The sequence below is a fragment of the Nocardia wallacei genome (genome assembly GCF_029868745.1).
In the GTDB taxonomy this organism is placed as follows: Bacteria; Actinomycetota; Actinomycetes; order Mycobacteriales; family Mycobacteriaceae; genus Nocardia; species Nocardia wallacei_B.
Window position 1 is genome coordinate 1 of the sequence record NZ_JARWOP010000051.1, and the last position, 21,091, is coordinate 21,091.

Annotated in this window: 23 protein-coding genes; 12 read left to right on the forward strand and 11 right to left on the reverse strand. The window is 69.8% G+C overall.

The window, feature by feature from the left end; all coding sequences use genetic code 11:
• Positions 1 to 191 precede the first annotated feature (191 nt).
• From QH470_RS02770 to QH470_RS02785, 4 genes are all read right to left on the reverse strand, one after another.
• Positions 192 to 527: a histone-like nucleoid-structuring protein Lsr2 gene (locus QH470_RS02770; RefSeq protein ID WP_187687828.1), complete on the reverse strand. Its 336-nt coding sequence runs from the start codon at positions 525 to 527 to the stop codon at positions 192 to 194.
• Between the two features lie 208 nt (positions 528 to 735).
• Complete coding sequence (locus QH470_RS02775; RefSeq protein WP_280270651.1) at positions 736 to 885, reverse strand: hypothetical protein; 150 nt, start codon at positions 883 to 885, stop codon at positions 736 to 738.
• The gene (locus QH470_RS02780; protein ID WP_280270652.1) at positions 882 to 2,288 is read right to left on the reverse strand and encodes an amidase; all 1,407 of its coding nucleotides are present in this window, start codon (positions 2,286 to 2,288) and stop codon (positions 882 to 884) included. Before QH470_RS02780 ends, QH470_RS02775 begins: the two co-directional genes overlap by 4 nt.
• Positions 2,289 to 2,302: 14 nt before the next feature.
• The gene (locus QH470_RS02785; RefSeq protein WP_280270653.1) at positions 2,303 to 3,166 is read right to left on the reverse strand and encodes a GntR family transcriptional regulator; all 864 of its coding nucleotides are present in this window, start codon (positions 3,164 to 3,166) and stop codon (positions 2,303 to 2,305) included.
• 355 nt (positions 3,167 to 3,521) lie between these two features.
• On the opposite strand from QH470_RS02785, the gene QH470_RS02790 reads away from it, so the two are divergent.
• Entirely contained in the window at positions 3,522 to 3,980 is a 459-nt protein-coding gene (locus QH470_RS02790) for an ester cyclase (RefSeq protein ID WP_280270654.1), read from the forward strand.
• Positions 3,981 to 4,014: 34 nt separating this feature from the next.
• Here the strand turns inward: QH470_RS02790 and QH470_RS02795 are convergent, their stop codons facing one another.
• Positions 4,015 to 4,599, reverse strand: a complete 585-nt coding sequence (locus tag QH470_RS02795; protein WP_280270655.1) for a hydrolase — start codon at positions 4,597 to 4,599, stop codon at positions 4,015 to 4,017.
• Between the two features lie 135 nt (positions 4,600 to 4,734).
• Between QH470_RS02795 and QH470_RS02800 the strand changes: the two genes are divergently transcribed.
• Together QH470_RS02800 and QH470_RS02805 are read left to right on the forward strand one after the other, a co-directional pair.
• Complete coding sequence (locus QH470_RS02800; RefSeq protein ID WP_425302585.1) at positions 4,735 to 5,730, forward strand: cation diffusion facilitator family transporter; 996 nt, start codon at positions 4,735 to 4,737, stop codon at positions 5,728 to 5,730.
• A gap of 64 nt (positions 5,731 to 5,794) precedes the next feature.
• Positions 5,795 to 6,145, forward strand: a complete 351-nt coding sequence (locus tag QH470_RS02805) for a hypothetical protein (RefSeq protein WP_280270656.1) — start codon at positions 5,795 to 5,797, stop codon at positions 6,143 to 6,145.
• 6 nt (positions 6,146 to 6,151) lie between these two features.
• Here the strand turns inward: QH470_RS02805 and lexA are convergent, their stop codons facing one another.
• Positions 6,152 to 6,865 carry a transcriptional repressor LexA gene (lexA, locus tag QH470_RS02810; protein WP_280270675.1) on the reverse strand — a complete coding sequence of 238 codons (714 nt, stop codon included), beginning with the start codon at positions 6,863 to 6,865 and terminating at the stop codon, positions 6,152 to 6,154.
• A gap of 289 nt (positions 6,866 to 7,154) precedes the next feature.
• On the opposite strand from lexA, the gene QH470_RS02815 reads away from it, so the two are divergent.
• Both QH470_RS02815 and nrdR read left to right on the forward strand, forming a co-directional pair.
• Positions 7,155 to 7,664 carry a LysM peptidoglycan-binding domain-containing protein gene (locus QH470_RS02815; RefSeq protein ID WP_280270657.1) on the forward strand — a complete coding sequence of 170 codons (510 nt, stop codon included), beginning with the start codon at positions 7,155 to 7,157 and terminating at the stop codon, positions 7,662 to 7,664.
• 223 nt (positions 7,665 to 7,887) lie between these two features.
• Complete coding sequence (gene nrdR, locus QH470_RS02820) at positions 7,888 to 8,364, forward strand: transcriptional regulator NrdR (protein WP_280270676.1); 477 nt, start codon at positions 7,888 to 7,890, stop codon at positions 8,362 to 8,364.
• 12 nt (positions 8,365 to 8,376) lie between these two features.
• Here nrdR and hrpA read toward each other — a convergent pair whose 3' ends face one another.
• Entirely contained in the window at positions 8,377 to 12,429 is a 4,053-nt protein-coding gene (hrpA, locus tag QH470_RS02825) for an ATP-dependent RNA helicase HrpA (protein ID WP_280270658.1), read from the reverse strand.
• Between the two features lie 126 nt (positions 12,430 to 12,555).
• On the opposite strand from hrpA, the gene QH470_RS02830 reads away from it, so the two are divergent.
• The 4 genes from QH470_RS02830 to QH470_RS02845 all read left to right on the forward strand — a co-directional run bounded on the left by QH470_RS02830 (position 12,556) and on the right by QH470_RS02845 (position 15,574).
• Positions 12,556 to 12,744 carry a hypothetical protein gene (locus tag QH470_RS02830; protein WP_280270659.1) on the forward strand — a complete coding sequence of 63 codons (189 nt, stop codon included), beginning with the start codon at positions 12,556 to 12,558 and terminating at the stop codon, positions 12,742 to 12,744.
• A gap of 108 nt (positions 12,745 to 12,852) precedes the next feature.
• Entirely contained in the window at positions 12,853 to 13,512 is a 660-nt protein-coding gene (locus tag QH470_RS02835; RefSeq protein WP_280270660.1) for a Pr6Pr family membrane protein, read from the forward strand.
• A 76-nt stretch (positions 13,513 to 13,588) separates the two neighbouring features.
• The gene (locus QH470_RS02840) at positions 13,589 to 14,812 is read left to right on the forward strand and encodes an aminotransferase family protein (protein WP_280270661.1); all 1,224 of its coding nucleotides are present in this window, start codon (positions 13,589 to 13,591) and stop codon (positions 14,810 to 14,812) included.
• 150 nt (positions 14,813 to 14,962) lie between these two features.
• A complete protein-coding gene (locus QH470_RS02845; RefSeq protein ID WP_280270662.1) occupies positions 14,963 to 15,574 on the forward strand; it encodes a DUF5134 domain-containing protein in 612 nt (203 codons plus the stop codon).
• A 9-nt stretch (positions 15,575 to 15,583) separates the two neighbouring features.
• On the opposite strand, the gene QH470_RS02850 is transcribed toward QH470_RS02845, so the two are convergent.
• The 3 genes from QH470_RS02850 to QH470_RS02860 form a co-directional block, all read right to left on the reverse strand.
• Positions 15,584 to 16,276: a PhzF family phenazine biosynthesis protein gene (locus tag QH470_RS02850; RefSeq protein WP_280270663.1), complete on the reverse strand. Its 693-nt coding sequence runs from the start codon at positions 16,274 to 16,276 to the stop codon at positions 15,584 to 15,586.
• A gap of 173 nt (positions 16,277 to 16,449) precedes the next feature.
• Positions 16,450 to 16,989, reverse strand: a complete 540-nt coding sequence (gene ahpD / locus QH470_RS02855; RefSeq protein ID WP_280270664.1) for an alkylhydroperoxidase, AhpD family — start codon at positions 16,987 to 16,989, stop codon at positions 16,450 to 16,452.
• A gap of 14 nt (positions 16,990 to 17,003) precedes the next feature.
• Positions 17,004 to 17,591: a peroxiredoxin gene (locus tag QH470_RS02860; RefSeq protein WP_280270665.1), complete on the reverse strand. Its 588-nt coding sequence runs from the start codon at positions 17,589 to 17,591 to the stop codon at positions 17,004 to 17,006.
• 108 nt (positions 17,592 to 17,699) lie between these two features.
• Between QH470_RS02860 and QH470_RS02865 the strand changes: the two genes are divergently transcribed.
• From QH470_RS02865 to QH470_RS02875, 3 genes are all read left to right on the forward strand, one after another.
• Positions 17,700 to 18,608 (forward strand): hydrogen peroxide-inducible genes activator, encoded by a 909-nt coding sequence (locus QH470_RS02865; protein ID WP_280270666.1) that lies wholly within the window; start codon positions 17,700 to 17,702, stop codon positions 18,606 to 18,608.
• 57 nt (positions 18,609 to 18,665) lie between these two features.
• Positions 18,666 to 19,460, forward strand: coding sequence for an MBL fold metallo-hydrolase (locus QH470_RS02870; RefSeq protein ID WP_280270667.1), 795 nt, complete (start codon positions 18,666 to 18,668; stop codon positions 19,458 to 19,460).
• A 236-nt stretch (positions 19,461 to 19,696) separates the two neighbouring features.
• Positions 19,697 to 20,152 (forward strand): gamma-glutamylcyclotransferase family protein, encoded by a 456-nt coding sequence (locus tag QH470_RS02875; RefSeq protein WP_280270668.1) that lies wholly within the window; start codon positions 19,697 to 19,699, stop codon positions 20,150 to 20,152.
• Here QH470_RS02875 and QH470_RS02880 read toward each other — a convergent pair.
• A complete protein-coding gene (locus QH470_RS02880; protein ID WP_280270669.1) occupies positions 20,101 to 21,090 on the reverse strand; it encodes an AraC family transcriptional regulator in 990 nt (329 codons plus the stop codon). The genes QH470_RS02875 and QH470_RS02880 overlap by 52 nt on opposite strands.
• Position 21,091 lies beyond the last annotated feature (1 nt).

Genomic DNA, 21,091 nt, shown 5'->3' on the forward strand with positions numbered 1-21,091 from the left:
ACATTGGGGTACGGCTGGTAGCCGTACCATGATCACTGGCTACCCGCCCCGGGTTCCGGCTGGGCGTGGGCGCCTTCCACTCGGGTAGGGCCCGCGGAGAGGACGGCCGGGTCCGGATTATCGCGCGCGGTGGCGCGGTAATCCGGACCCGGCCGGAACCTCATTACCAGGGCAAAAGCCCCGATCAGGAGTTACTTGTTCGCTTTGTGATAGGCGGCGACGATCTCGGAGGAAATTCGGCCGCGGGCGGACACGTTGTAGCCGTGTTTCTTGGCCCATTCCCGGATCGCGACGGTCTGTTCCCGGTCGGCCGCGGACTTCGGCCGTGCCACCGTGCCGGACTTGACCCGGCCGACCTTGCGGGCCTTTTCGGCCCAGGGTTCCAGAGAACCCCGTAGCTTACCGGCATTCAACGTGGAGAGATCGATTTCGTAGGCCACGCCATCAATCGAGAACTGCACGGTCTCATCCGCTTTGGACTTCCCGTCGTAATCGTCGATGAGCGTGACGGTGACCTTCTTGGCCATGAGTCAGCCCTTTCGCACAGACACTGCTCTACTCGGATTGTGTATACCGTACCGCAGCGCGGTCCCGAGTAGCGAATCCGGCGCTATTCGGCGTTTCCGGCGGGGAATGTGCGAAAGGCTGAAACAATCGGATCCGGGAGGAATTCTCTGGGTCCGCGGGATTCGGAACTCCGTCGTCTTCCGGCCCGTTTCCGGGTGGAATCCCAGGTCAGTCGACGCGGTGACCGCCGGTCGGGTCGCCGTATCGGGCGTCGTCGCAGCCGTGCAGGAGTTCCGCCAGCGTGCCCATCAACTCGTACAGGGCTTCCACGGCGGCATTTTCCTCGGGCTCGGCGGACCAGGTGGAGGTGGCTGTCATCGGATGCCTTTCGCGAGGTGGTGGGTGGTCCGGCGTTGATAGGCGTCGCCGGCGCGCAGGACGGTCGCCTCGTCGAAATGCCGGCCGCTGATCGACATGGACAGCGGAGTGGCGTCGCCGGACAAACCGATCGGTACGGCCAGGGTGGGATTTCCCAGCGGATTCCAATAGGGCGTGTGCAGTGAGGACAGCGCGCCGAGCGGGCGCAGCGGATCGAGGGAGGCCAGCGGCGGGGCGCCGAGGTGACCGGTCGGTGTGACGACCAGATCGACCTCGCCGAGCAGATCCGCCATTCGCCGCCGCGCCACGTGCCGGACTCGTTGCGCCTGAACATAATCCGGTCCGGTGACCGCGGCCCCGCCCGCGAGCACGATGCGGGTGCCGCGGCCGTAGTCGGTCCAGCGGTCGCGTAAATCTCCGCGGTGGTAGGCATGCGCCTCGGCCAGCATCACCACCAGATCGATGGCCACCAGTTCGGGGTACATCGGCACCTCGACCGGGACCACGGTGGCGCCCGCGGCGCGCAGCGTGTCGACGGCTTCGGCGAAGAGTCGGGGCTGCGCGGGGTCGATCCCGCCGTCGGCATAGCGGTCGAGAGTGTCGACGCCGACCCTGACGCCCTGCAGGTCGCCGGTGAGCGCGGCCGGATAGTCGGCGACCGGGACATCGGCGCTGTACGGATCCTCGGTGTCCGGACCGGCCAGCACGGACAGCAGCAGCGCGCAGTCGGCCGCCGACCGGGCCAGCGGGCCGACGTGGTCCAGGGTGTAACCCAGCGGCACCACCCCGGATTTCGGCACCCGGCCGAAGGTGGGCTTGAGTCCGGTGACGCCGTTGAACGCCGCGGGGATGCGGATGCTGCCCGCGGTGTCGGTGCCGATCGCGGCCAGGAAGTGTCCGGCTGCGACGCCCGAGCCCGATCCGGAGCTGGAGCCACCGGCCCACCGATCGCGGTCCCAGGCGCAGCGCGGCACGGGGAACGGCTTGTCCGGGTCGGGGACGCCGATCGCGAACTCCATGGTGCTGGTCTTTCCGGTGATCACCGCGCCCGCCCGTTCGAGGCGCCGGACCACCGCGCAGTCGCCGATCCCCGCCGCCCAGGCCGGGTCCAGCACCAGGCTCTGCGCCGTCGTCGGGGCGGCGGTGTGCGCGAGAATATCCTTGACGCCCAAGGGAATTCCGGCGAGCGGCGGCACCTCGGCGCCCGCGGCCAACTGCCGGTCGACCGCCGCGGCGCGCGCCAGCGCGCGCTCGTCGCAGCGGGCCAGGTACACGCCGAGGTCGTCGGGCGTCGCGAGCGCCCGCTCGGTCAGTTCGGTGGCGGTGACGTCGCCGCGCCGCAATGCGGCCGCCGCGTCGGTCACCGTGTCGAACGAAATCGGGTGGGCTGCTGTCTCGGTCATGCGGAATCCTTCCGTCAGTGGGCACCGGTGAGGTCGAAGCGGGGAATGTGGCCGATCTCGATGAGCAGCTCGTTGCGGCAGGCGCCGAGCGCGTAATCGACCACCCGGCCGGATCGGTCGCGGATGCGCTGCTGGATCAGCAGCACCGGCTCGCCGGGGAGTACGTGCAGCAGCGCGGCCGTGTGCTCGTCGGCGCCGGCGGCCTGCACGCCGACATCGCAACTCGCCGTATCGATGCCGCCGGAATGCAGCAGCGCGTAGAAGTCGCGCCGGAATCGGGACTGGTCCACCCGGGCGGCCTCGGGGGCGCGAATGTAGTTGGTGAACACCGCCATCGGCCTCCGGTCGGCGAGCAGCACATACTCGACGCACAGGCAGTCGTCGCCGATAGAGGTGTCGTCGAGTTGCCCGGCGATCACCCGCGGCGCGGGTGTCCAGGCCCAGTGCAGCAGCCGCGGCGTGATCCGTCCGACCGCCAGGTGGTCGTCCAGCGCGCGGTTCTGCGGCGGCAGCGCGCCCGGGACCACGTACTCGGCGCGCACGGTCGAGGTGCCCAGCCCGCGGCGGCGTTCGATCAGCCCGTCGCGGCGCAGCAGATCCAGCGCCTCCCGCAGCACGTCCCGGGGCGCGCGATACTGCGCCATCAGCTCGGTCTCACCCGGCAGCCGCCCGGTGCCGAACTCCCCGGCGCGCAGCGCCGCGCGCAGCAGATCACGGACCCGCCGGGCCGCCAGATGGGACGCCGCGGGCAGCAACTCGCGCACTTGATCGCCGAACACCGCCCGCTCGCACGCCGCGTCGGGGAGGGACTCTCGATTGCCGCCGGACGCTCCGGGATAGAGATCGCCGGGGCCGGATCGGATTGCACCGGAGGACATGGCCGTAGCGTGCCGATCGCTCGATTACGCGGCGCGACATCGCGGTAAAGGTCGGGTTACGCGGCTGGACGCGGTGTCCTGCGGCCGGTCGACCAGCGTGTTCGTCGGGACGACGGGGTGGTTCCGCGAGTCGGCGCCGCCCCTGCTCAGCCGTGCCGAGTCGCGCGCCGCCCGCTTGCGCGGCAGGCGCGACCAGATTGCGGCAAGCGCGATCGCCCGCATGTCCGTTGCGACTCCCCGCACACCCGTCAGGGTGCGGAGGACACCCGCCGGTTCGTCGCTTCGGCGAGGGGTCTGGGTGAGTCGGCCGCGTTGTGTCGCGGCGATCCTAACTATGATGATATATAGTCAGCGCGTGAATGCTCGTGAAGGACAGAGGGATTCGATTCGGTCCGCCTACGACGCCGTGCAGCGGGCCTGGACCGGGCAGGACTGGCAGGCGTGGGAGGCCACCTGCGCCGCGAACTACCGGTTCGACCCGTTCGTCGGGTTGGGGCTGGATCTGCCGGGGACGCTGGCGTGGAGCCGGGCCTGGTTCGCGGCCTTCCCGGACTACACCGAGGAGATCGCCGACCTGCATGTCGGCGAGGACACGGTGGTTGCCGAGCTGATCGGGACGGCGACCTCGGGCGCCGACTTCGTACTCGGCGGCGCGACGCTGCTCCCGGCCACCGGACGCCGGTTCCGGATCGCCTACGCCAAGGTGCTCGCGTTCGACGACGAGTTGAAAGTCGTGCGGGACCGGCAATACCAGGACCGGCTCGACCTCTACCAGCAGTTGGGCGTGCCGATGCCGGGTCGGGGTGGTCGCTGAGGCGACGACGGGCGGATCCCGTTCCCGGCCGGATTCAGTTGGCGCTGTGGGGGAGCAGTGCGAGGATCTCCTCGGTGGTGGCGGTTTCCCCGAGGCGCGGGAAGATCTTCGCGACGCTGTGCGCGTGCGAGTCGGCGTCCCGGTCGGCACTGGCGTCGGTGGCGACGGTGACGTGATAGCCGTGTTCGTAGGCCGCCCGCGCGGTCGATTCGACGCCGATACTCGTCGCGACGCCGCCCAGCACGATGCCGGTGATCCCGCGGCGGCGCAGTTGCAGGTCCAGGTCGGTGCCGTGGAAGGCGCCCCAGTTCCGCTTGGTGACCACGATGTCGGTGGGCTGCACGTCGAGTTCGTCGACCAGCGTGTCCCAGCCTTGCGGCGCGGGCGGCGTCGGGCGGCCGATTTCGGTGCGTCCCGGTGGCGCGTCGGCCCAGTCGGGGGCGAACGAGACCCGCACGAGCGCCACCGGCTGCCCCGCGTTGCGGAAGGCGCGGGCCAGTTCGGCGCCGCGCGCGACCACGTCGGAGGCGTTGTGCGGCACCGTGGCCGCCCCGACGATGCCCCGCTGCAGGTCGATGAGCACCAGGGCGGTGTGCGGGTCCAGGGTGGTGGCGGGCATGGGTTCCTCTCCGTCGTGCGGTTCTCGAGCACAGGCAAGTGTGCCCGATCGGTAAATGGTCGACCGACCAGCCTCTTGTATATATAGCGATGCGTGCATATGATCGCGAATGGCGCGGACGAACGAATAGGGGAGATGATGGGCGCAGGACACGCACACGGTCACGCTTCGGCGCACTCGCACGCGCAGGCGTCGCCGGACAGCGACAAGCGCTGGCTGACGGGGGCGCTGGCGGTGATCGTGGTGTTCCTCATCGGCGAGGTCGTGGTGGGCGTGATCGCAGGATCGCTGGCCCTGCTGTCCGATGCCGCGCACATGCTGACCGACGCCGCCTCGATCGCGTTGGCGCTCTGGGCGATCCGGCTCGCCGCGCGGCCCGCCGCCGGCCGGATGACCTTCGGCTGGAAGCGAGTGGAGATCCTGTCCGCACAGGCCAACGGGCTGACTCTGCTGCTGCTGGCGGTGTGGCTGGGCTACGAGGCGATCCGGCGCCTGGCCGATCCGCCGGAGGTCACCGGTGGCCTGGTGCTGGGTACCGCGCTGGTCGGCATCGTCGTCAATCTGGCGGCGACCTGGATGATCTCGCGTGCCAACCGCACCAGCCTGAATGTCGAGGGCGCCTTCCAGCACATCCTGACCGACCTGTTCGCCTTCATCGCGACCGCGGTCGCCGGCGTGGTGATCGTCGTGACCGGATTCGCCCGTGCCGATGTCCTCGCCACGCTGGTGGTGGTCGCCCTGATGGTGCGTGCGGGGTTCGGGCTGGTCCGCGCGTCGAGCCGGATCTTCCTGGAGGCCGCACCCGCCGACCTCGATCCGGCCGATATCGGCCGGGCCATGGCCGCCCGGGACGGCGTCGTCGAGATCCACGATCTGCACATCTGGGAGATCACTTCCGGCTCGCCCGCGCTGTCGGCGCATGTGCTGGTCGAACCGGGCCGAGATTGCCACGCCGTGCGGGAGGACTTGGCGCAGTGGCTGATTCGCGCACACCACATCGAGCACGCGACGCTCCAGGTGGACCACGCCCAGCCCGAACTGATCGAACTCGGCGGCCGTTCGCCCGCGCATTGCGAGGACGCCCACGGCGCCTCGCATTCGCGACGGGATTCGCTGACCGCCCGGCGCTGACCTCGAACACGCGGTACCGCCGCCGTTCCGCGGAATTCCGCCGGTGCGGGTGGACCATGAGGTCATGAAGCGATCTCGCACGCTCGAGTTCCGCATCGTACTGGTCGCCGGGTCGGCCGCCGGCCAGTTTATGGCCGGCGCCGGGTCCGTGGCGGCGGCGCCCATGGTCACCTTCGAGGGTGGCGCCACCATTACCGCGCACGTCGTCGGCGCGAAGCCCGGTGACGACTGCCAGATCGCGGCGCGGCACATCGACGGGCCGTGGCGGCGAGTGCCCGCCGACGGGGTCGTCGATCTCGAGTCGGGCCCGGTGCGCGCCGGACGGCACATGGTGCGGATCCTGTGCGAGGACCGCGACCGGGGCGACGCAGCCACGCACCTGGTCGGCCGGGCGACCGAGGTGCGCACCGGGTGATCCGCCTCAGATCTTGCGGATCACCGTGACGACCTTGCCCAGGATCTGCGCGTCGTTGCCGGGAATGGGTTCGAACAGCGGGTTGTGCGGCAGCAGCCAGACCTGCTTCCCCGCCCGCTTGAACGTCTTCACCGTGGCCTCGCCCTCGATCATCGCCGCCACGATGTCGCCGTTGTCGGCGACGTTCTGCTGGCGCACGACCACCCAGTCGCCGTCGCAGATGGCGGCGTCGACCATCGACTCGCCGACGACCTTGAGCAGGAACAGCGAACCCTCGCCGACCAGCTCGCGCGGCAGCGGGAAGACGTCCTCCACGGCCTGCTCGGCCAGGATCGGGCCACCGGCGGCGATCCGGCCCAGCACCGGGACGTAGGTCGGGACCGGCTGGCCGGCGGACTCCGACTCCAGCGGGCGCAGCTGCGCGACCTCACCGGCGGCCGCGCGCAGCGCCGTCTCGTCCAGGCCCCGGACATCCACCGCGCGTGGACGATTCGGATCGCGGCGCAGGTAGCCCTTGCGCTCCAGGGCGCGCAACTGATGGGCGACCGAAGAGGTCGAGGTGAGTCCGACCGCGTCGCCGATCTCGCGGATGCTGGGCGGATAGCCGCGCTCGCTGACCGAGGTGCGGATGACCTCCAGCACCTTGCGCTGGCGGACGGTGAGGTCCGCCCCGGTGGCGGGCGAATCGGCGCCGTCCGTTTCGGTGGCGGGGGCCTCCACGTCGGGGTGCCCGCCTACCGTGCGTTCGCTCACTGTCGCCGTCCTCCGTTCATGGATGTTCTCGGTTCGGCCCCGGCGCCGCGGATCCGGCTGCGGGCGCTCGTCATGGGTCTCACCGGGTTTCGTGTTTCGAATGTAGTCGGCCGGCCACCAGGTATCAAACATCTGTTCGACGCATGTCGCGCGAAGCCGTGACTTTGTCGGTGCCCCGTGGTAAGAATCGAACATCAGTTCTTCGAACAGATGAGCGAACGCCATCGTCCCGCCATACCACCTGGAGGTCTGTCCGATGCGCACTGCGATCAGCGAAATCGACTCCGCCGGAGGCGATCTGGGCTTCGACACCGTCCCGCGCCTCCCCTCCGTGCCCACCCGCTCGCGGCCCGCCGAGCCCGCCCGCCCGGATCCGGATCCGCGGCGGCCGGGCGGCGACCGCCCCCGGGCCGCGGTCGTGCGTTACGAGCGGCCGCGCACGGAGCTCTCGCGCGGCCCGCACCCGTTCGACCGGGTGGAGCGGGCGCGGCTGGGCTTCGCGACACTGGCGGTCACTGCGCTGGTGAGTGCCGCGGTGGTATGCGGCCTGATCGGGGTGGCGCACCTGCGCGCGAGCGCACCGGCCGGCGAGTCCACGCAGGTGGTGCAGGTCGCTGCGGGAGAGTCGCTGTCCGAGGTGGCGGCGCGGGTGGCGCCGGATGTTCCGGTGCGGGATACGGTCCGAAAGATCGTGGAACTCAACGGTTTACGTGGCTCCGAGGTGTCCGCGGGGCGCACGCTGATCGTGCCGGCCTCGAGCCGTTGACCGGTGCGGCGCGGCCGCCGCGGGGCGGTCGCGGGCGCTGCGGCCGGTCCGCCCGGCGCCTTCCGGGCCGGTCCCGAGCGGGGTTGTCCGGGGTGTACCCGGCCATCGTCGCTGTCCTGCGGGTATCCTCGAGATTGCTGCACACGAACGCAGCATGCGCTGGACCCATGCGGTGATGATCGATATCGCCGTGACCGATGCAGGCATCGACGAAGGATCTCGGATGCATTGCCCGTACTGCCGGCACCCGGATTCGCGGGTCGTCGACTCGCGTGAGGCCGAAGAAGGCTCCGCCATCAGGCGTCGTCGTGCCTGCCCCCAATGCGGGCGGCGATTCACCACGGTCGAGACCGCGATCCTATCCGTGGTCAAGCGCAGCGGTGTCACCGAGCCGTTCAGCCGTGAGAAGGTCATTCGTGGCGTGCGGCGGGCGTGCCAGGGCCGCGAGGTCGACGACGACGCCCTGAACCTGCTCGCGCAGCAGGTGGAGGACGCGGTGCGGGCCAAGGGGTCTCCGGAGGTGCCCAGCCACGAGGTCGGGCTGGCCATCCTGGGTCCGCTGCGCGATCTGGACGAGGTGGCGTATCTGCGTTTCGCCTCGGTGTACCGATCCTTCAGCTCCGCCGAGGATTTCGAGCAGGAGATCGCCGATCTGCGGCGCCACCGCGCCGAGCACACGGTCGGCGTCAGCGCGGACTGAACCCGAAACGGCTCAGCCGACGGGTTTCCGGGCCGGTGTCGCGCGCACGGCGGCGATCACCTTCTCGATTCGCTTGGCCGACACCGGATATGGCGTGCCGAGCTGCTGCGCGAACAGGCTGACCCGCAATTCCTCTGTCATCCACCAGATCTCGGTGACATCGCGGGCGGTGCGGCGAGCCTCCGGCAGCGCGTCGAGCAGTCGCTGGTAGGCGGTGTGCGCGCGATCCAGTTCGGCCATGCCGCGCCGGTCCCGGTCGGCCGAGGCGGGCAGCGCCTCCAGCCGCGCGACCGCCCCCTGCAGGTAGCGGGGCAGCTCCCGCAGCCGGGCACTGCCGAATTCCCGGACGAAACCGGGGAAGACCAGCTCGTCGAGTTGGTGGGTGACATCCTCGTCGATCTCGCGATCGGTGGTGTCCGACAACGCGGTCCGCACCCGATGGGCCTCGGCGAGCACCGGGACCACCAGCCGGACGATTCGCGCGACGGTCTCGGAGAACCGCGGCCGGATCCTGTCCACGAGCGCCCGGAACTCCGCGGGATCGCGAACCGGACCGCCGTTCGCGGCGATCAGTTCGTCGGCGGCGCAGGCCCGGCAGTCCTCCACCAGCGCGTCGAGCGAGCCGTACGGATTCTGAGTCAGTGCCAGCCGGTCGGCCGGGGACAGGCCCGCGGTGACGGCGCGCGGTGAGGACGGCAATTCGCCCAGGATCAGCGCACGGGTTCCCGCTCGCATGGCGGCGGCCTGCTGTGCCGGTGAGGACAGCACCCGCACGGCGACGCCCTCGCCCTCGGGGACCAGCGCCGGATATCCGGTGATGGTCTGGCCGCCCACTTCGCGGCGCACGGTCGGCGCGAGGGTGCCCAGCGACTCCGACGTCCATACCGTCGCCGGGGCGCGTTCGGCGCCGGCGGTGGCGCGGGCGACCGATTTCGAGACCTGGTCGGCCAGCGCCGTTTTCAGCGCGGCCAGGCTCTTGCCACGATCGAGCACCGTGCCGTCGGGCGCGGTGGCGGCGAAGGTCATGCGCAAGTGGTCGGGCAGTGCCGCGGGATCCAGGTCGGCCGGGGTGATCGTCACCGAGCCCAGCCGCGACAGCTCCCGGGCCAGACCGGTGCGCAGCGGCTCGGCGCGCGGCGTGAGGCGGGCGAGCGCGGCGCGGGCGAAGTCCGGGGCCGGAACGACGCTGCGGCGCAGATGTTTCGGCAGCGTTTTGATCAAGGCGGCGGCCAGTTCCTCGCGCATTCCGGGCACCAGCCAGTCGAATCCGACGGCGCGGACGTGTGCCAACTGCGCGACCGGAATATGCACGGTGACACCGTCATCCGCCTGCCCGGGCTCGAATTGATAAGTGAGGCCGAAGGTCAGCTCGCCCTGCCGCCAGCTGTCCGGGAATGCGGTCGGGTCCAGCCGCGCCGCGTCCTCGTTCACCACCGTCGAGGTCGAGAAGTCCAGCAGCGCAGGATTATCCCGTTTCGCTTTCCGCCACCAGCTGTCGAAATGCCGCACCGAAACGATATCGGCGGGCAGGCGCTGATCGTAGAACTCGAACAGCACCTGATCGTCGACGAGAATATCGCGGCGGCGCGCCCGGTTCTCCAGATCGGCGACGTCGTCGAGCAATTCTCGGTTGCGGTGGAAGAACTCGTGGCGCGTCTGCCATTCCCCTTGCACCAGTGCGTGTCTGATGAACAGTTCGCGGGAAAGCGGTGCGTCGATACGGCCGAAATCGACGCGCCGCTGGGTCACCAGCGGAATGCCGTACAGGGTGACCCGCTCGTACGCCATCGCGGCGCCGCGCTTGGTGGACCAATGCGGTTCGGAGTAGGTGCGTTTCACCAGATCGCCGGCCAGCCGCTCGGCCCATTCCGGTTCGATGCGCGCGGCCATGCGGCCCCACAGGCGCGATGTCTCCACCAGTTCGGCGGCCATCACCCAGCGCGGGGGTTTCTTGGCCAGCGCGGAGCCGGGGAAGATCATGAATTTGGCGTTGCGCGCGCCCAGGAATTCCCGGGTCTCGGCCTCCCGCACGCCGATATGGGACAGCATGCCCGCCAGCAGCGACTGATGGATGGCCGTGGCGTCCCACGGCAGCGCGTCGGTCACCTCCTGCACCGTCGCGACCTTCCCGTCGCTGTGCCAGCCCAGGCCCTTGGTGATGGTGCGCAGCTGGCCGTGCAGGTCCTGCCATTCCCGGATGCGCAGGTAGTGCAGGAACTCGTCGCGGCACCGCCGTCGGAACTGGTTGGACGACAGCGTGTTCCGCTGCGTGCGCAGGTAGTCCCACAGGCGCAGGTAGGCCAGGAAGTCCGAGTCGGCCACCGTGAACCGGGCATGCTTGGCGTCGGCGGCCTGCTGGAACTCGGCCGGGCGTTCGCGGACGTCCTGGATCGACAGCGCCGCCACGATCACCAGCACCTCGGGCAGGCACCCGTTGCCGTTGGCCTGCACCAGCATTCGGCCCATGCGCGGATCGACGGGAATCTGGGCCATCTCGCGTCCGACCGGGGTCAGCATCAGATCGCCGACCATGGCCGCGTGGCGGCGGCGTTGCTGCCCGGATTGCGTTGTGCTCTCGGCGTTCTCGTCGTCCCAGGACTTCCGGGCGAGTGCGCCGAGTTCCTCGAGCAGCGCGATGCCGTCGCGGATCGCCCGCTGGTCCGGCGGTTCCACGAACGGGAAGCCCTCGATATCGCCGAGACCGAGCGCGGCCATCTGCAGAATGACGGCGGCCAGGTTGGTGCGCAGGATCTCCGGCTCGGTGAACTGCGGCCGCGCCTCGAAATCGGCCTCGGAGTAGAGCCGGATGCAGATGCCGTCGGCGACGCGGCCACAGCGGCCGGAGCGCTGCCGGGCCGACGCCTGCGAGATCGGTTCGATCGGCAGTCGCTGCACCTTGGTCCGCATCGAATAGCGCGAGATGCGTGCGGTTCCCGGGTCCACGACGTAGCGGATGCCGGGCACGGTCAGCGAGGTCTCGGCCACATTGGTGGCCAGCACCACGCGACGGCCGGTGTGGGACTGGAACACCCGGTGTTGTTCGGCCGCCGACAGCCGCGCGTACAGCGGCAGGATCTCCGTGCGGGGGAGTTTCAGATCGCGCAGCGCGTCCGCGGTGTCGCGGATCTCGCGCTCACCCGACAGGAACACCAGCACGTCGCCGTCGCCCTCGGCGAGCAGTTCGCTGACCGCGTCGCCGACGGCGTCCACCGGGTCGCGGGCCGTCACGGAGTCGCCGCTGCCCGATTCCTCGTCGTCGTCCTCGGTGGGCGCCGGGGCGTTCGCCAGCAGCGGGCGATAGCGGATCTCCACCGGATACGACCGACCCGATACCTCGACGATCGGCGCGGGTCTGCCCTGCTCGTCGGAGAAGTGGCGCGCGAACAGATCCGGATCGATTGTGGCCGAGGTGATGATCACCTTCAGATCCGGCCGCCGGGGCAGTAGCTGCTTGAGGTACCCGAGCAGGAAGTCGATGTTGAGGCTGCGCTCGTGGGCCTCGTCGATGATGATCGTGTCGTAGCGGCGCAGCAGCCGGTCGCGCTGGATCTCGGCGAGCAGGATGCCGTCGGTCATCAGTTTGACCAGCGTCCGGTCGGAGGCCTGGTCGGTGAAGCGGACGGTGTAGCCGACCACGTCGCCCAGTTCGGTGCCCAGTTCCTCGGCGATGCGCTCGGCGACGGTGCGCGCGGCCAGCCGGCGCGGCTGGGTGTGCCCGATGGTGCCGCGGATGCCGCGGCCCAGTTCCAGGCAGATCTTCGGGATCTGGGTGGTCTTGCCCGAGCCGGTCTCGCCGGCCACGACCACGACCTGGTGTGCGGCGATGGCCGCGGCGATGTCGTCGCGACGTGCCGATACCGGTAGCTGTTCGGGATAGCGGATCCGCGGGACGGCGGCGCGGCGGGTCGCGATGCGCTGTTCGGCGGCGGCTATGTCGTTCTCGAGGTCGCCGAGGTCGCCGCCGCGGGCCTTGTCGAGCCGCCGGCGCAACCGGTGTTCGTCGCGGATCGAGAGATCGGCCAGGCGGGTTCGGAGCTCGCGGGGAAGGGCGGCGGTCCTGGTCATTGCACCAACCAGGGTAGCGAAGTCGGCGGCGGGAGATCGCGTCGCGGGGGCGGCGGAGATCACCGAACGATTGCTATCGGGTCGCTGCCGTTCCTCGCGTACCGCCCGGTATGTCACCATCGGTCCATGACCGCTGGTTTCGGAACGCCGATGTGGGTCCGTGCCCTGCGCGTTGTCTCCGTGCTGCTGGGGATCGCGGCCCTGCTCCGCACACAGGTTCGTGCGTTGGGTGCGCGCGTTTCGACTGGGCTGCGCCGCCCGGTCGTCCGGCTGCGCGGCGACGGCGGGCGGCGGCGGTTCGCCGGTTCGGCCTGAGTCGGGGTCGATGGCGGGGCCCGGGTCGGCTCGGGCCCGAGGCGACATTTGCCGGAAGTCTGCCGAGGATCGGCCGGTCGGGCCGTCGCGCGTGCGAGGATCGTGGTCATGGTCACCGGAGCGGGCACGCCGTGGTGGATTCGGTTGCTGCGGATCGGGTTCGGCGTGCTGGGCGTCGTCGCCCTGTTGTGGATTCCGTTGCGCCATGCGAGCGGGTTCTCGGCGGCAAACTATCTGAGCTATTTCACTATAGAATCGAACATTCTGGGTGTCGTGGTGCTGCTGGTCGGCGGGCTGGCTGACCCGGGCTCTCGGCGTTGGCAGTCGGTGCGTGGGGCGAGCACGCTGTACCTGTTGATCACGGGGGTGGTCTACGCGCTGCTGCTGGCGCGGGTCGACGTGATGCTGAGCGACAAGTGGATCAACGACGTCCTGCACCGGGTGCTGCCGATCGTGCTGATAGCCGACTGGCTGCTGGTACCGGCCCGGCTGGGTGTGACGGCCCGACTGATCGGTGGCTGGCTGGTGTATCCGGCGGTGTACGGGGTGTACAGCATGGTGCGCGGGGCGATCGTGGATTGGTATCCGTACCCGTTTCTCGACCCGCGCGGGCAGGGGTACCTGTCGCTGTTGATCGGGCTGGTGTTGCTCGCGGCGGTGTTCGCTTTGCTGGCGAGTGCCGTGGCCGGGCTGGGCGCGCTGGTTTCCCGGTCCGGGCGGTCCGCTCCGGTGTCCGGCGGGCACGAGGGGAGTGCCTGGCACGGGTAGTCTCGCGGGGGGTACCCGCGGCCCGAGTAGCCGGAAATTCGCCCGTGTCGGCCCGAGGCGAGGAGAGGAGCCCGAGATGAGTGCGCTGTGGCACGGTTTCGCCGATATGGGAGCGATCGAGCGCGACGGAGCTTTCGTGGTGGCTCGCGGTGCGGGCGCCTACGTCTGGGACCAGGCCGGGAACCGCTACCTCGACGCCACCGCCGGGCTGTGGTTCACCAACGTCGGGCACGGCCGCCGCGAGATCGCCGACGCGGTCGCGGCGCAGTTGTCCGAGCTGGCGCACTACTCCAACTTCGGCGACATCACCGCGCCGGTGACACAGGCGCTGGCGCGGCGGCTCGCCGAGCTGGCACCGGTGCCGGGCAGCAAGATCATGTTCACCTCGGGTGGCTCCGATTCGGTCGACACCGCCGCCAAACTGGCCCGCCGGTACTGGCGCGAGCTGGGGCGGCCGGACAAGACCCTGATCGTCGGCCGCCGGCTGGCCTACCACGGCATGCACGTCGCGGGAACGGCGCTGGGCGGCATTGCCGTCAACCGGGAGGGGTACGGCGAGCTGATGCCCGACGCCCGCACCGTCGAATGGAATGATCCGCTGGCGTTGCGCGAGCTGATCGATGAGGTGGGCGCCGACCGGATCGCGGCGTTCTTCTGCGAGCCGGTCATCGGTGCGGGTGGGGTGTATCCGCCGCCGGAGGGTTATCTGACCGAGGTGCGCCGGTTGTGCCGAGAGCACGACATCCTGTTCGTCGCCGACGAAGTCGTCACCGGGTTCGGCCGGATCGGCGGATCCTGGTTCGCCTCTTCGCGTTTCGGCCTGGAGCCGGACCTGATGACCACGGCCAAGGGACTCACCTCCGGCTACCTCCCGATGGGCGCGGTGTTCGTCGTACCGCGGGTCGCGGACCCGTTCTTCGCCGGCGGCGTGTGGTTCCGCCACGGGTACACTTACGGCGGCCACGCGGGCGCCGCGGCGGCGGCCATGGCCAACCTCGACATCATCGAGCGCGAGAACCTGCTGGATGCCAGCAAGAACCTGGAATCGCTATTGCACGAACACTTCTCGCCTCTGGCCGCGCACCCGCGCGTGACCGAGGTCCGCAGCGGCCTCGGCGCGGTCGCCGCGGTGCAGCTCGCCGACCCGGCCGAGGCCCCGGCGATGGTCCGTTCCTTGCGCGCGCAGGGAGTATCCGGCCGCGCCGCGGGACAGGGCGCCCTGCAGATCTCCCCGTCTTTCGTGATCACCGAGGAACAGGTCGCCGAGATGGCGGCGGCCTTCACCCGAGCCCTGGGCTGACCCGGCCAGGACGCTGTTCGTCGCCGCGGCCGGGCCGATCGGCAGGGGCAGCGTGGGGACAGTCGAGGGGCAGTGGTGGTGGCCGGAGGGCGGTGGCCCGGGGCGGCGTGCGGTGCGAGCATGGAGGGACGGCCGGTCGGAGGTGTGGGCGTGGGCGCTTTCATGGTGGAGTACGGCGCACTGCGCTGGGGCGTGACGGCGGCGTTCGCGGTGACGGCCGTACTCGTGGCGGCGCGGTTCGTGGCGGCCGCCTCGGAGTCGAATTGCCATGGGGAAGTGGCAATTCCGGTAGCTCCGGCGGACCGCGAGGCCGACGCCGCCCACCTGCTCATGTGCCTGGTGATGCTGGCGATGCTGATGTTCCCGGTCGCGGCGGCGCCCGCCGCGGTCCAGGGCGTGCTGACGGCGATGGTCGTCGTGTACGGCGCGTTACTGGCCGGACGAGTACTGCAGCGCCGCGATGCCGGATCGAGCGCGGCGATTCCACCGGTGGCCCCGCTCGTCTACCACGTGATCGCCGCCGGGGCGATGCTGTGGGCCATGTCGGGCCACACCCACGGCGTCCACCACAACGCCCCCCAACTGCCGATGATTCTGTTGGCGGTGCTGTTCACCGCCGACGCCGCCTTCATGCTCATTCCGGCCACGAAACACCTACTGCCGCACGTACTCCCACATCAGCCGGGCCGCGCGGCCGTCATCCCGCACCTCGTCATGGACCTGGGCACGGCCTACATGCTGCTCGCCGCGGCCATCGGCTGAAAGGCTCACTTACAGCACAACGGGGTGGTCGGCGACCGTGCGGCCGCCGAGGCGGACCCAGCCGTCGGAATCCCATTCGGTGAACAACTGGGAGCCCTGGCCCTGGGTGATGATCAGGCCGCGGCGGAGCTGGGCGGTGAGGGCGATGGCGGCGGCGCCGGTGGCCTCGTCCTCGGCGATGCCCATGGCCGGGGCGAACATGCGGGTGCGGACGGCGCCGCGGGCCTCGTTGGTCCAGGCCCAGACGTAGTGCTGGCCGTCGGGGAAGTCGGCCGGGTCCAGTGTCGCGACCAAGGCGGGATCGTCGAATTCGTGGAAGCGGAACGCCGGGGCCCACTCCGCACGGGCCTGCACCCAGGTCAGCCCCTCGACCGGAGTGACCGCGACCGGTCCGGCCGGCACCTCCAGCACCTTCACCGGCGTGCCCTGCTCCGACAGCCACCACGCGGTGCCGACGGTCGGGTGCCCGGCGAAGGGCAGTTCGATGGCCGGGGTGTAGATGCGCATTCGCGCACTGTCCTGGACAGGCGGCTCGACCACCACCGTCTCGCTGTACCCGGCCCGCGCCGCCAGCGCCTGGTGATCGACGTCGACGACATCGGCCGCGCGGGCGATGCCCAGCGGATTACCGAACCGTCCCGTCGCGTCGGTGAAGACCCGAACCACCTCGACCTGCGTACCGTCGCTTTCGAGTGCGCCCATGGTCGTCCAGCCTACCCGCGGCAAACCCGCCCACCGGGCCCGCGAGTGACGAGCATCTCGATCGGATATCGGCGATCATCGTCGCCGCCGCCGCTCGCCGGGCGCCGGGTGGTTCGCGCAGGCAAAAGTGCCCTGGCCCAAGTGGTTCGGGGCAGGGCACTATGCGTACTGCGTCAGGCGTTGGCGGTGGCCAGGGCCTCGGTGGTCTGGACGGCCTGGCCGACACCGGCGACGATCGCGGCGGCACGCAGTGCCTCGAAGATCGCCTCCCGGGAGACGCCTGCCTCCCGGAGGGTGTGCTCGTGTGCCTCGAGGCAGTGCTGGCACCCGTTGATCGACGAGACCGCGAAGGACCACAGTTCGAAGTCCGCCTTGTCGACCCCGGGGTTGCCGATGATCTGCATGCGCAGGCCCGCGCGCAGGTCGTCGTAGCGACCGTCGAGGAAGGCCTTGCCCCGATAGAACACGTTGTTCATGCCCATGATCGAGGCCGCGCCGAGGGCGGCGTTGTAGGCCTCCGCCGACAGCGTGTCGGCGGCCTCCTCGGCGATCTCGCGCAGCGTGCTCGCCGAGCGGGTGGCCGCGGCGGTGGCGAGCAGGGTGCCCCACAGCTGCTGCTCGTTCAGCACGGTGGACCGCGCGATCGAAGACAGGTTGAGCTTGAGGTCCTTGGCGTACTCGGGAAGCGAGTTCTTCAGGTTCTCGACAGACAAGTAATGCTCCTGGGTCAGACGCTCGCGGCCAGCAGCTCGCCGGCGTCGATGGTCGGGTCGCCCTTCTTCCAGTTGCACGCGCACAGCTCGTCGGACTGCAGCGCGTCGAGGACGCGCAGCACCTCGTCGACGTTGCGGCCGACCGAACCGGCGGTGACCGACACGAACTGGATCTCGTTGTTCGGGTCGACGATGAAGGTGGCACGGTCGGCGACACCGTCGGCGTTCAGTACGCCGGTCGCGGCGGCCAGTTCACGCTTGATGTCCGACAGCATCGGGAACGGCAGCGTCTTCAGATCCTCATGCTGCGCCCGCCACTGGAAGTGCACGAACTCGTTGTCGACCGAGGCGCCCAGCACCTGCGCGTCGCGGTCGGCGAATTCGTCGTTCAGCTTGCCGAACGCGGCGATCTCGGTCGGGCAGACGAAGGTGAAGTCCTTCGGCCAGAAGAACACGATGCGCCACTTGCCGGCGTAGTCGTCGCTGGAGACCTGGGTGAAGTAGTCGTCGGGCTGCTGAGCATTCACCTTGGACAGATCGCCACCGATCACCGCGGTGAGGTTGTAGGCGGGGAACTGGTCGCCGATGGTCAGCAGGGCCATGCTTGCTCCTTCTTCGTTTGTCGGGAATGCCGTGCGAAGTCTTCGCGGTTGATCTTGCCCGGAGGCCGGTAAAAGGTAAAGGTGATCAGTCGCACTACACTGATAGGCGTGACTGATCAGACTTATCAGCCCACCCTGTCACAGCTGCGTGCGTTCGTGGCGATCGCCGAGTATCGCCATTTCGGCACCGCGGCCGCGCGGCTATCTGTGAGCCAACCCACGTTATCGCAGGCGTTGGCATCACTGGAAAACGGGCTGGGATTGCAGTTGATCGAGCGCAGCACGCGCCGCGTCCTGGTGACCGCCGCGGGCAAAAGGCTACTGCCACAAGCGATGGCGACCTTGGAGGCGGCCGACCGGTTCGTCGCGTCCGCCTCGGGGGACGGCCTCGGCGGCACCCTGCGCCTCGGTCTCATCCCGACCGTCGCGCCGTATGTGCTGCCGCGCCTGCTACCGGAGTTACGCAGGCGGCTACCGGCATTGGTGCCGCACGTGATCGAGGACCAGACCGCGCGGCTGCTCGACGGGCTGCGTACCGGGGTGCTCGACGTGGCGCTGCTGGCGCTGCCGAACGAGGCGACCGGGCTGGTCGAGATCCCCCTCTACACCGAGGAATTCGTGCTGGTCACCCCGCGCGGTCACGAGCTGGCCGGGCAGACCGGCGTGGCGCCGGCCGCCCTGGACAACCTGCCGCTGCTGCTGCTCGACGAGGGACACTGCCTGCGCGACCAGACCCTGGACCTGTGCCGGTCGCAGGACGTGCGCCCGGGCCCGGTCGGCGATACCCGCGCCGCATCGCTGGCGACCGTGGTGCAGTGCGTGGCCGGCGGACTGGGCGTGACGCTGATCCCGGAGATGGCGGTGGCGGCCGAGACCGCCCGGGGCACATTGGATATCGCGCGATTCGCGCAACCCGCGCCGGGGCGCACACTCGGCCTGGTGTTCCGCGGGTCGACCGCCCGCATCGAGGACTACGAGCAACTGGCGGAGATCATTCGCGCGCACCGGCCGGTGTGAGCAGTTTCCGCTGCCAGTGCGATTGACCAGCGGCAGAGCGTCTGACACGCTTCCGACGTGCGGATTCATCATCTCAACTGCGGCAGCATGTCCAAGGGCATGGTCGATCACTGCCTGCTCCTCGAGACCAAAGCGGGTCTGGTCCTGGTGGACACCGGGTTCGGGCTCGACTGCGTGCGCGATCCGCGACGCCTGGTGGGCCCGAGCCGGCATTTCCTGGGCGCGCAGTTCGCCGAGCACGAGACGGCGATACGGCAGATCCAGGGCCTCGGTTACGACCCGGCGGATGTCCGGCACATCGTGCTCACCCACCTCGACCTCGACCACGCCGGCGGGCTGGCCGACTTCCCGGAGGCCACGGTGCATGTGCACGGGCCGGAGTTCCGGGCGGCGACGGCGGGCCGCACCGCGTCGGAGCGGATGCGGTACCGGGCCGCGCAGTGGGCGCACGGACCGCGCTGGATGGTGAACGAATTGGATACCGGTGACGAGTGGTTCGGGTTCCGCGCGGTGCGCGACCTGCCCGGCCTGCCGCCCGACATTCTGGTGGTGCCGCTGGCGGGCCACACGCGCGGGCATGTCGGCGTGGCGGTCGACACAGGCACCGGCTGGCTGCTGCACGCGGGCGACGCGTTCTATCTGGACAGCGAGATCGACCCGGCCGGGCCGCGCACGCCGCTGCTGTGGCAGCTGTACGAACTGGGCTCGATCGTGCGCGGGGCCTACCGCGAGAATCGGCGCAGGCTGGTCGACCTCAATCGCGAGTACGGGCATCAGATCACCATCTTCTGCTCGCACGACCCGCACGCGTTCGCGCGGTTGTCGGGGTCGACGGTGCGTCCGGCGGGCTGATCTCGGCTGCCAGCAATCATGCAGCGTGCGTGAATTGTCCGGTGTGGGCCATGAAGCCATGCTCATGCGGTTATGTGGCACTATGCGCTGTCGTGAGGGAGGTCACGCCCCTTTCTGCCGCGACGGCCCGCGGGGATTCGGCACAGTGGACGCATGGGATGCAGGCGCGGGACCGGAACTGTGGTGAGAGGTGTGGCAACGAGGCAGCGAACCGCCGGGTTGTCGCGGTGGACGGCATGACTGCCGCACCACGGGCGCGGCGGTCGTCTCGGCTGGACGGCGTGCGGGATCGGCTGTTCGTCTATGGCACGCTGCAATTCGCCCCGGTGCTGGAGGGATTGCTGGGCCGCACACCGGATCACGATCTCGGCGTGGCGCCCGATCAGCGGGTGGCGGCGCTGCCGGGCCGGTTGTATCCGGGCCTGGTGGCGCAGCCCGGCCGCATGGCGGGCGGGCTGGTCCTCAACGGGCTGACCCCGGCCGAATGGGAGATCATCGACGCGTTCGAGGACGACGAGTACGAACTCCGCACGGTCCCGCTGATCGGATACGACAAGCCGGTGCCGACCTACATCTGGACCGCCGACGTCACCCGAAACGACTGGCACGCCGAGGTTTTCGCCACCGACCATCTCGATCGCTACTTGACCCGGCTCGCCCGCTGGAGCGGCGGCCCCGAATCGGGCCGATGAATCTCGTCCACCCGTGACTTGGCCCGTAAAGCACTGGGGCTCATGCCTCGATGTCGTTTGAAGGCGGCGCTGAAGCCGAAAGCGTCGGCATAGCCCACGTTTTCGGCGATCCGTGCGATGGTGAGATCCGTATCGGAGAGCAACACCTCGGCCTCGTCCATGCGGCATTCGGTGAGGTAGGTCAGCGGCGGCCGGCCCATCACCGCGGTGAAGCGCTTGGCGAAAAGCGCTCGGGAGACGCCGGATTCGGCGGCGAGCGCCGATACAGTCCACCCCTGGGACGGGCGGTCGTGGAAGGCCTGCAGCGCGGGCGCCAGCACCGGATCGGACAGGCCGCGATACCAGCCGGGCGCGTCGGCGCCGGCGCGATCGAACCAGGTGCGCAATGTGCAGACCAGCGCCCAGTCGAGCAGCCGATCCATCAACGCCTGCGAACCCGCCGAGCGCGACGCGGCATCGGCGGCAGCGGACTCGAGCCAGTCGCAGACCTCGGTGTCCTCGGTGACCACCAGCACCGGCGGCAGGGCGCGCAGCAGCCGTTCGTGACGGTGACCCGAGGCGCGGTAGGCGCCGGCGATCAGGGCCGTCGCACCGTTCGGGTCGTTGCCCCAGCGGATGCCGCCCAGATCCTGCGCGGTGCACTCGGCATCCGGTGTGAAGCAGGCTATTTCGTACTCGACGGGCGGGCGGTGGGGATCCTCCGGGCAGTCGGCGAGGCGGAAGGGCTCGGGGCCGCGCACGATGGCGGTGTCGCCCACTCCGACCGCGCGCCGGGTGCCGTCGGACAGGATCAGCGTGCCCGTCCCACGCAACATGCTGATCATCGTGAGCGGCGCGCGATCGGCGAAACGAATGGTCCACGGCGCCTCCAGCACGGCGTGACTGACCACCGAACCCTCGGCCCGGATACCGCCGAGCAGCGAACTCAAAGGATCCACG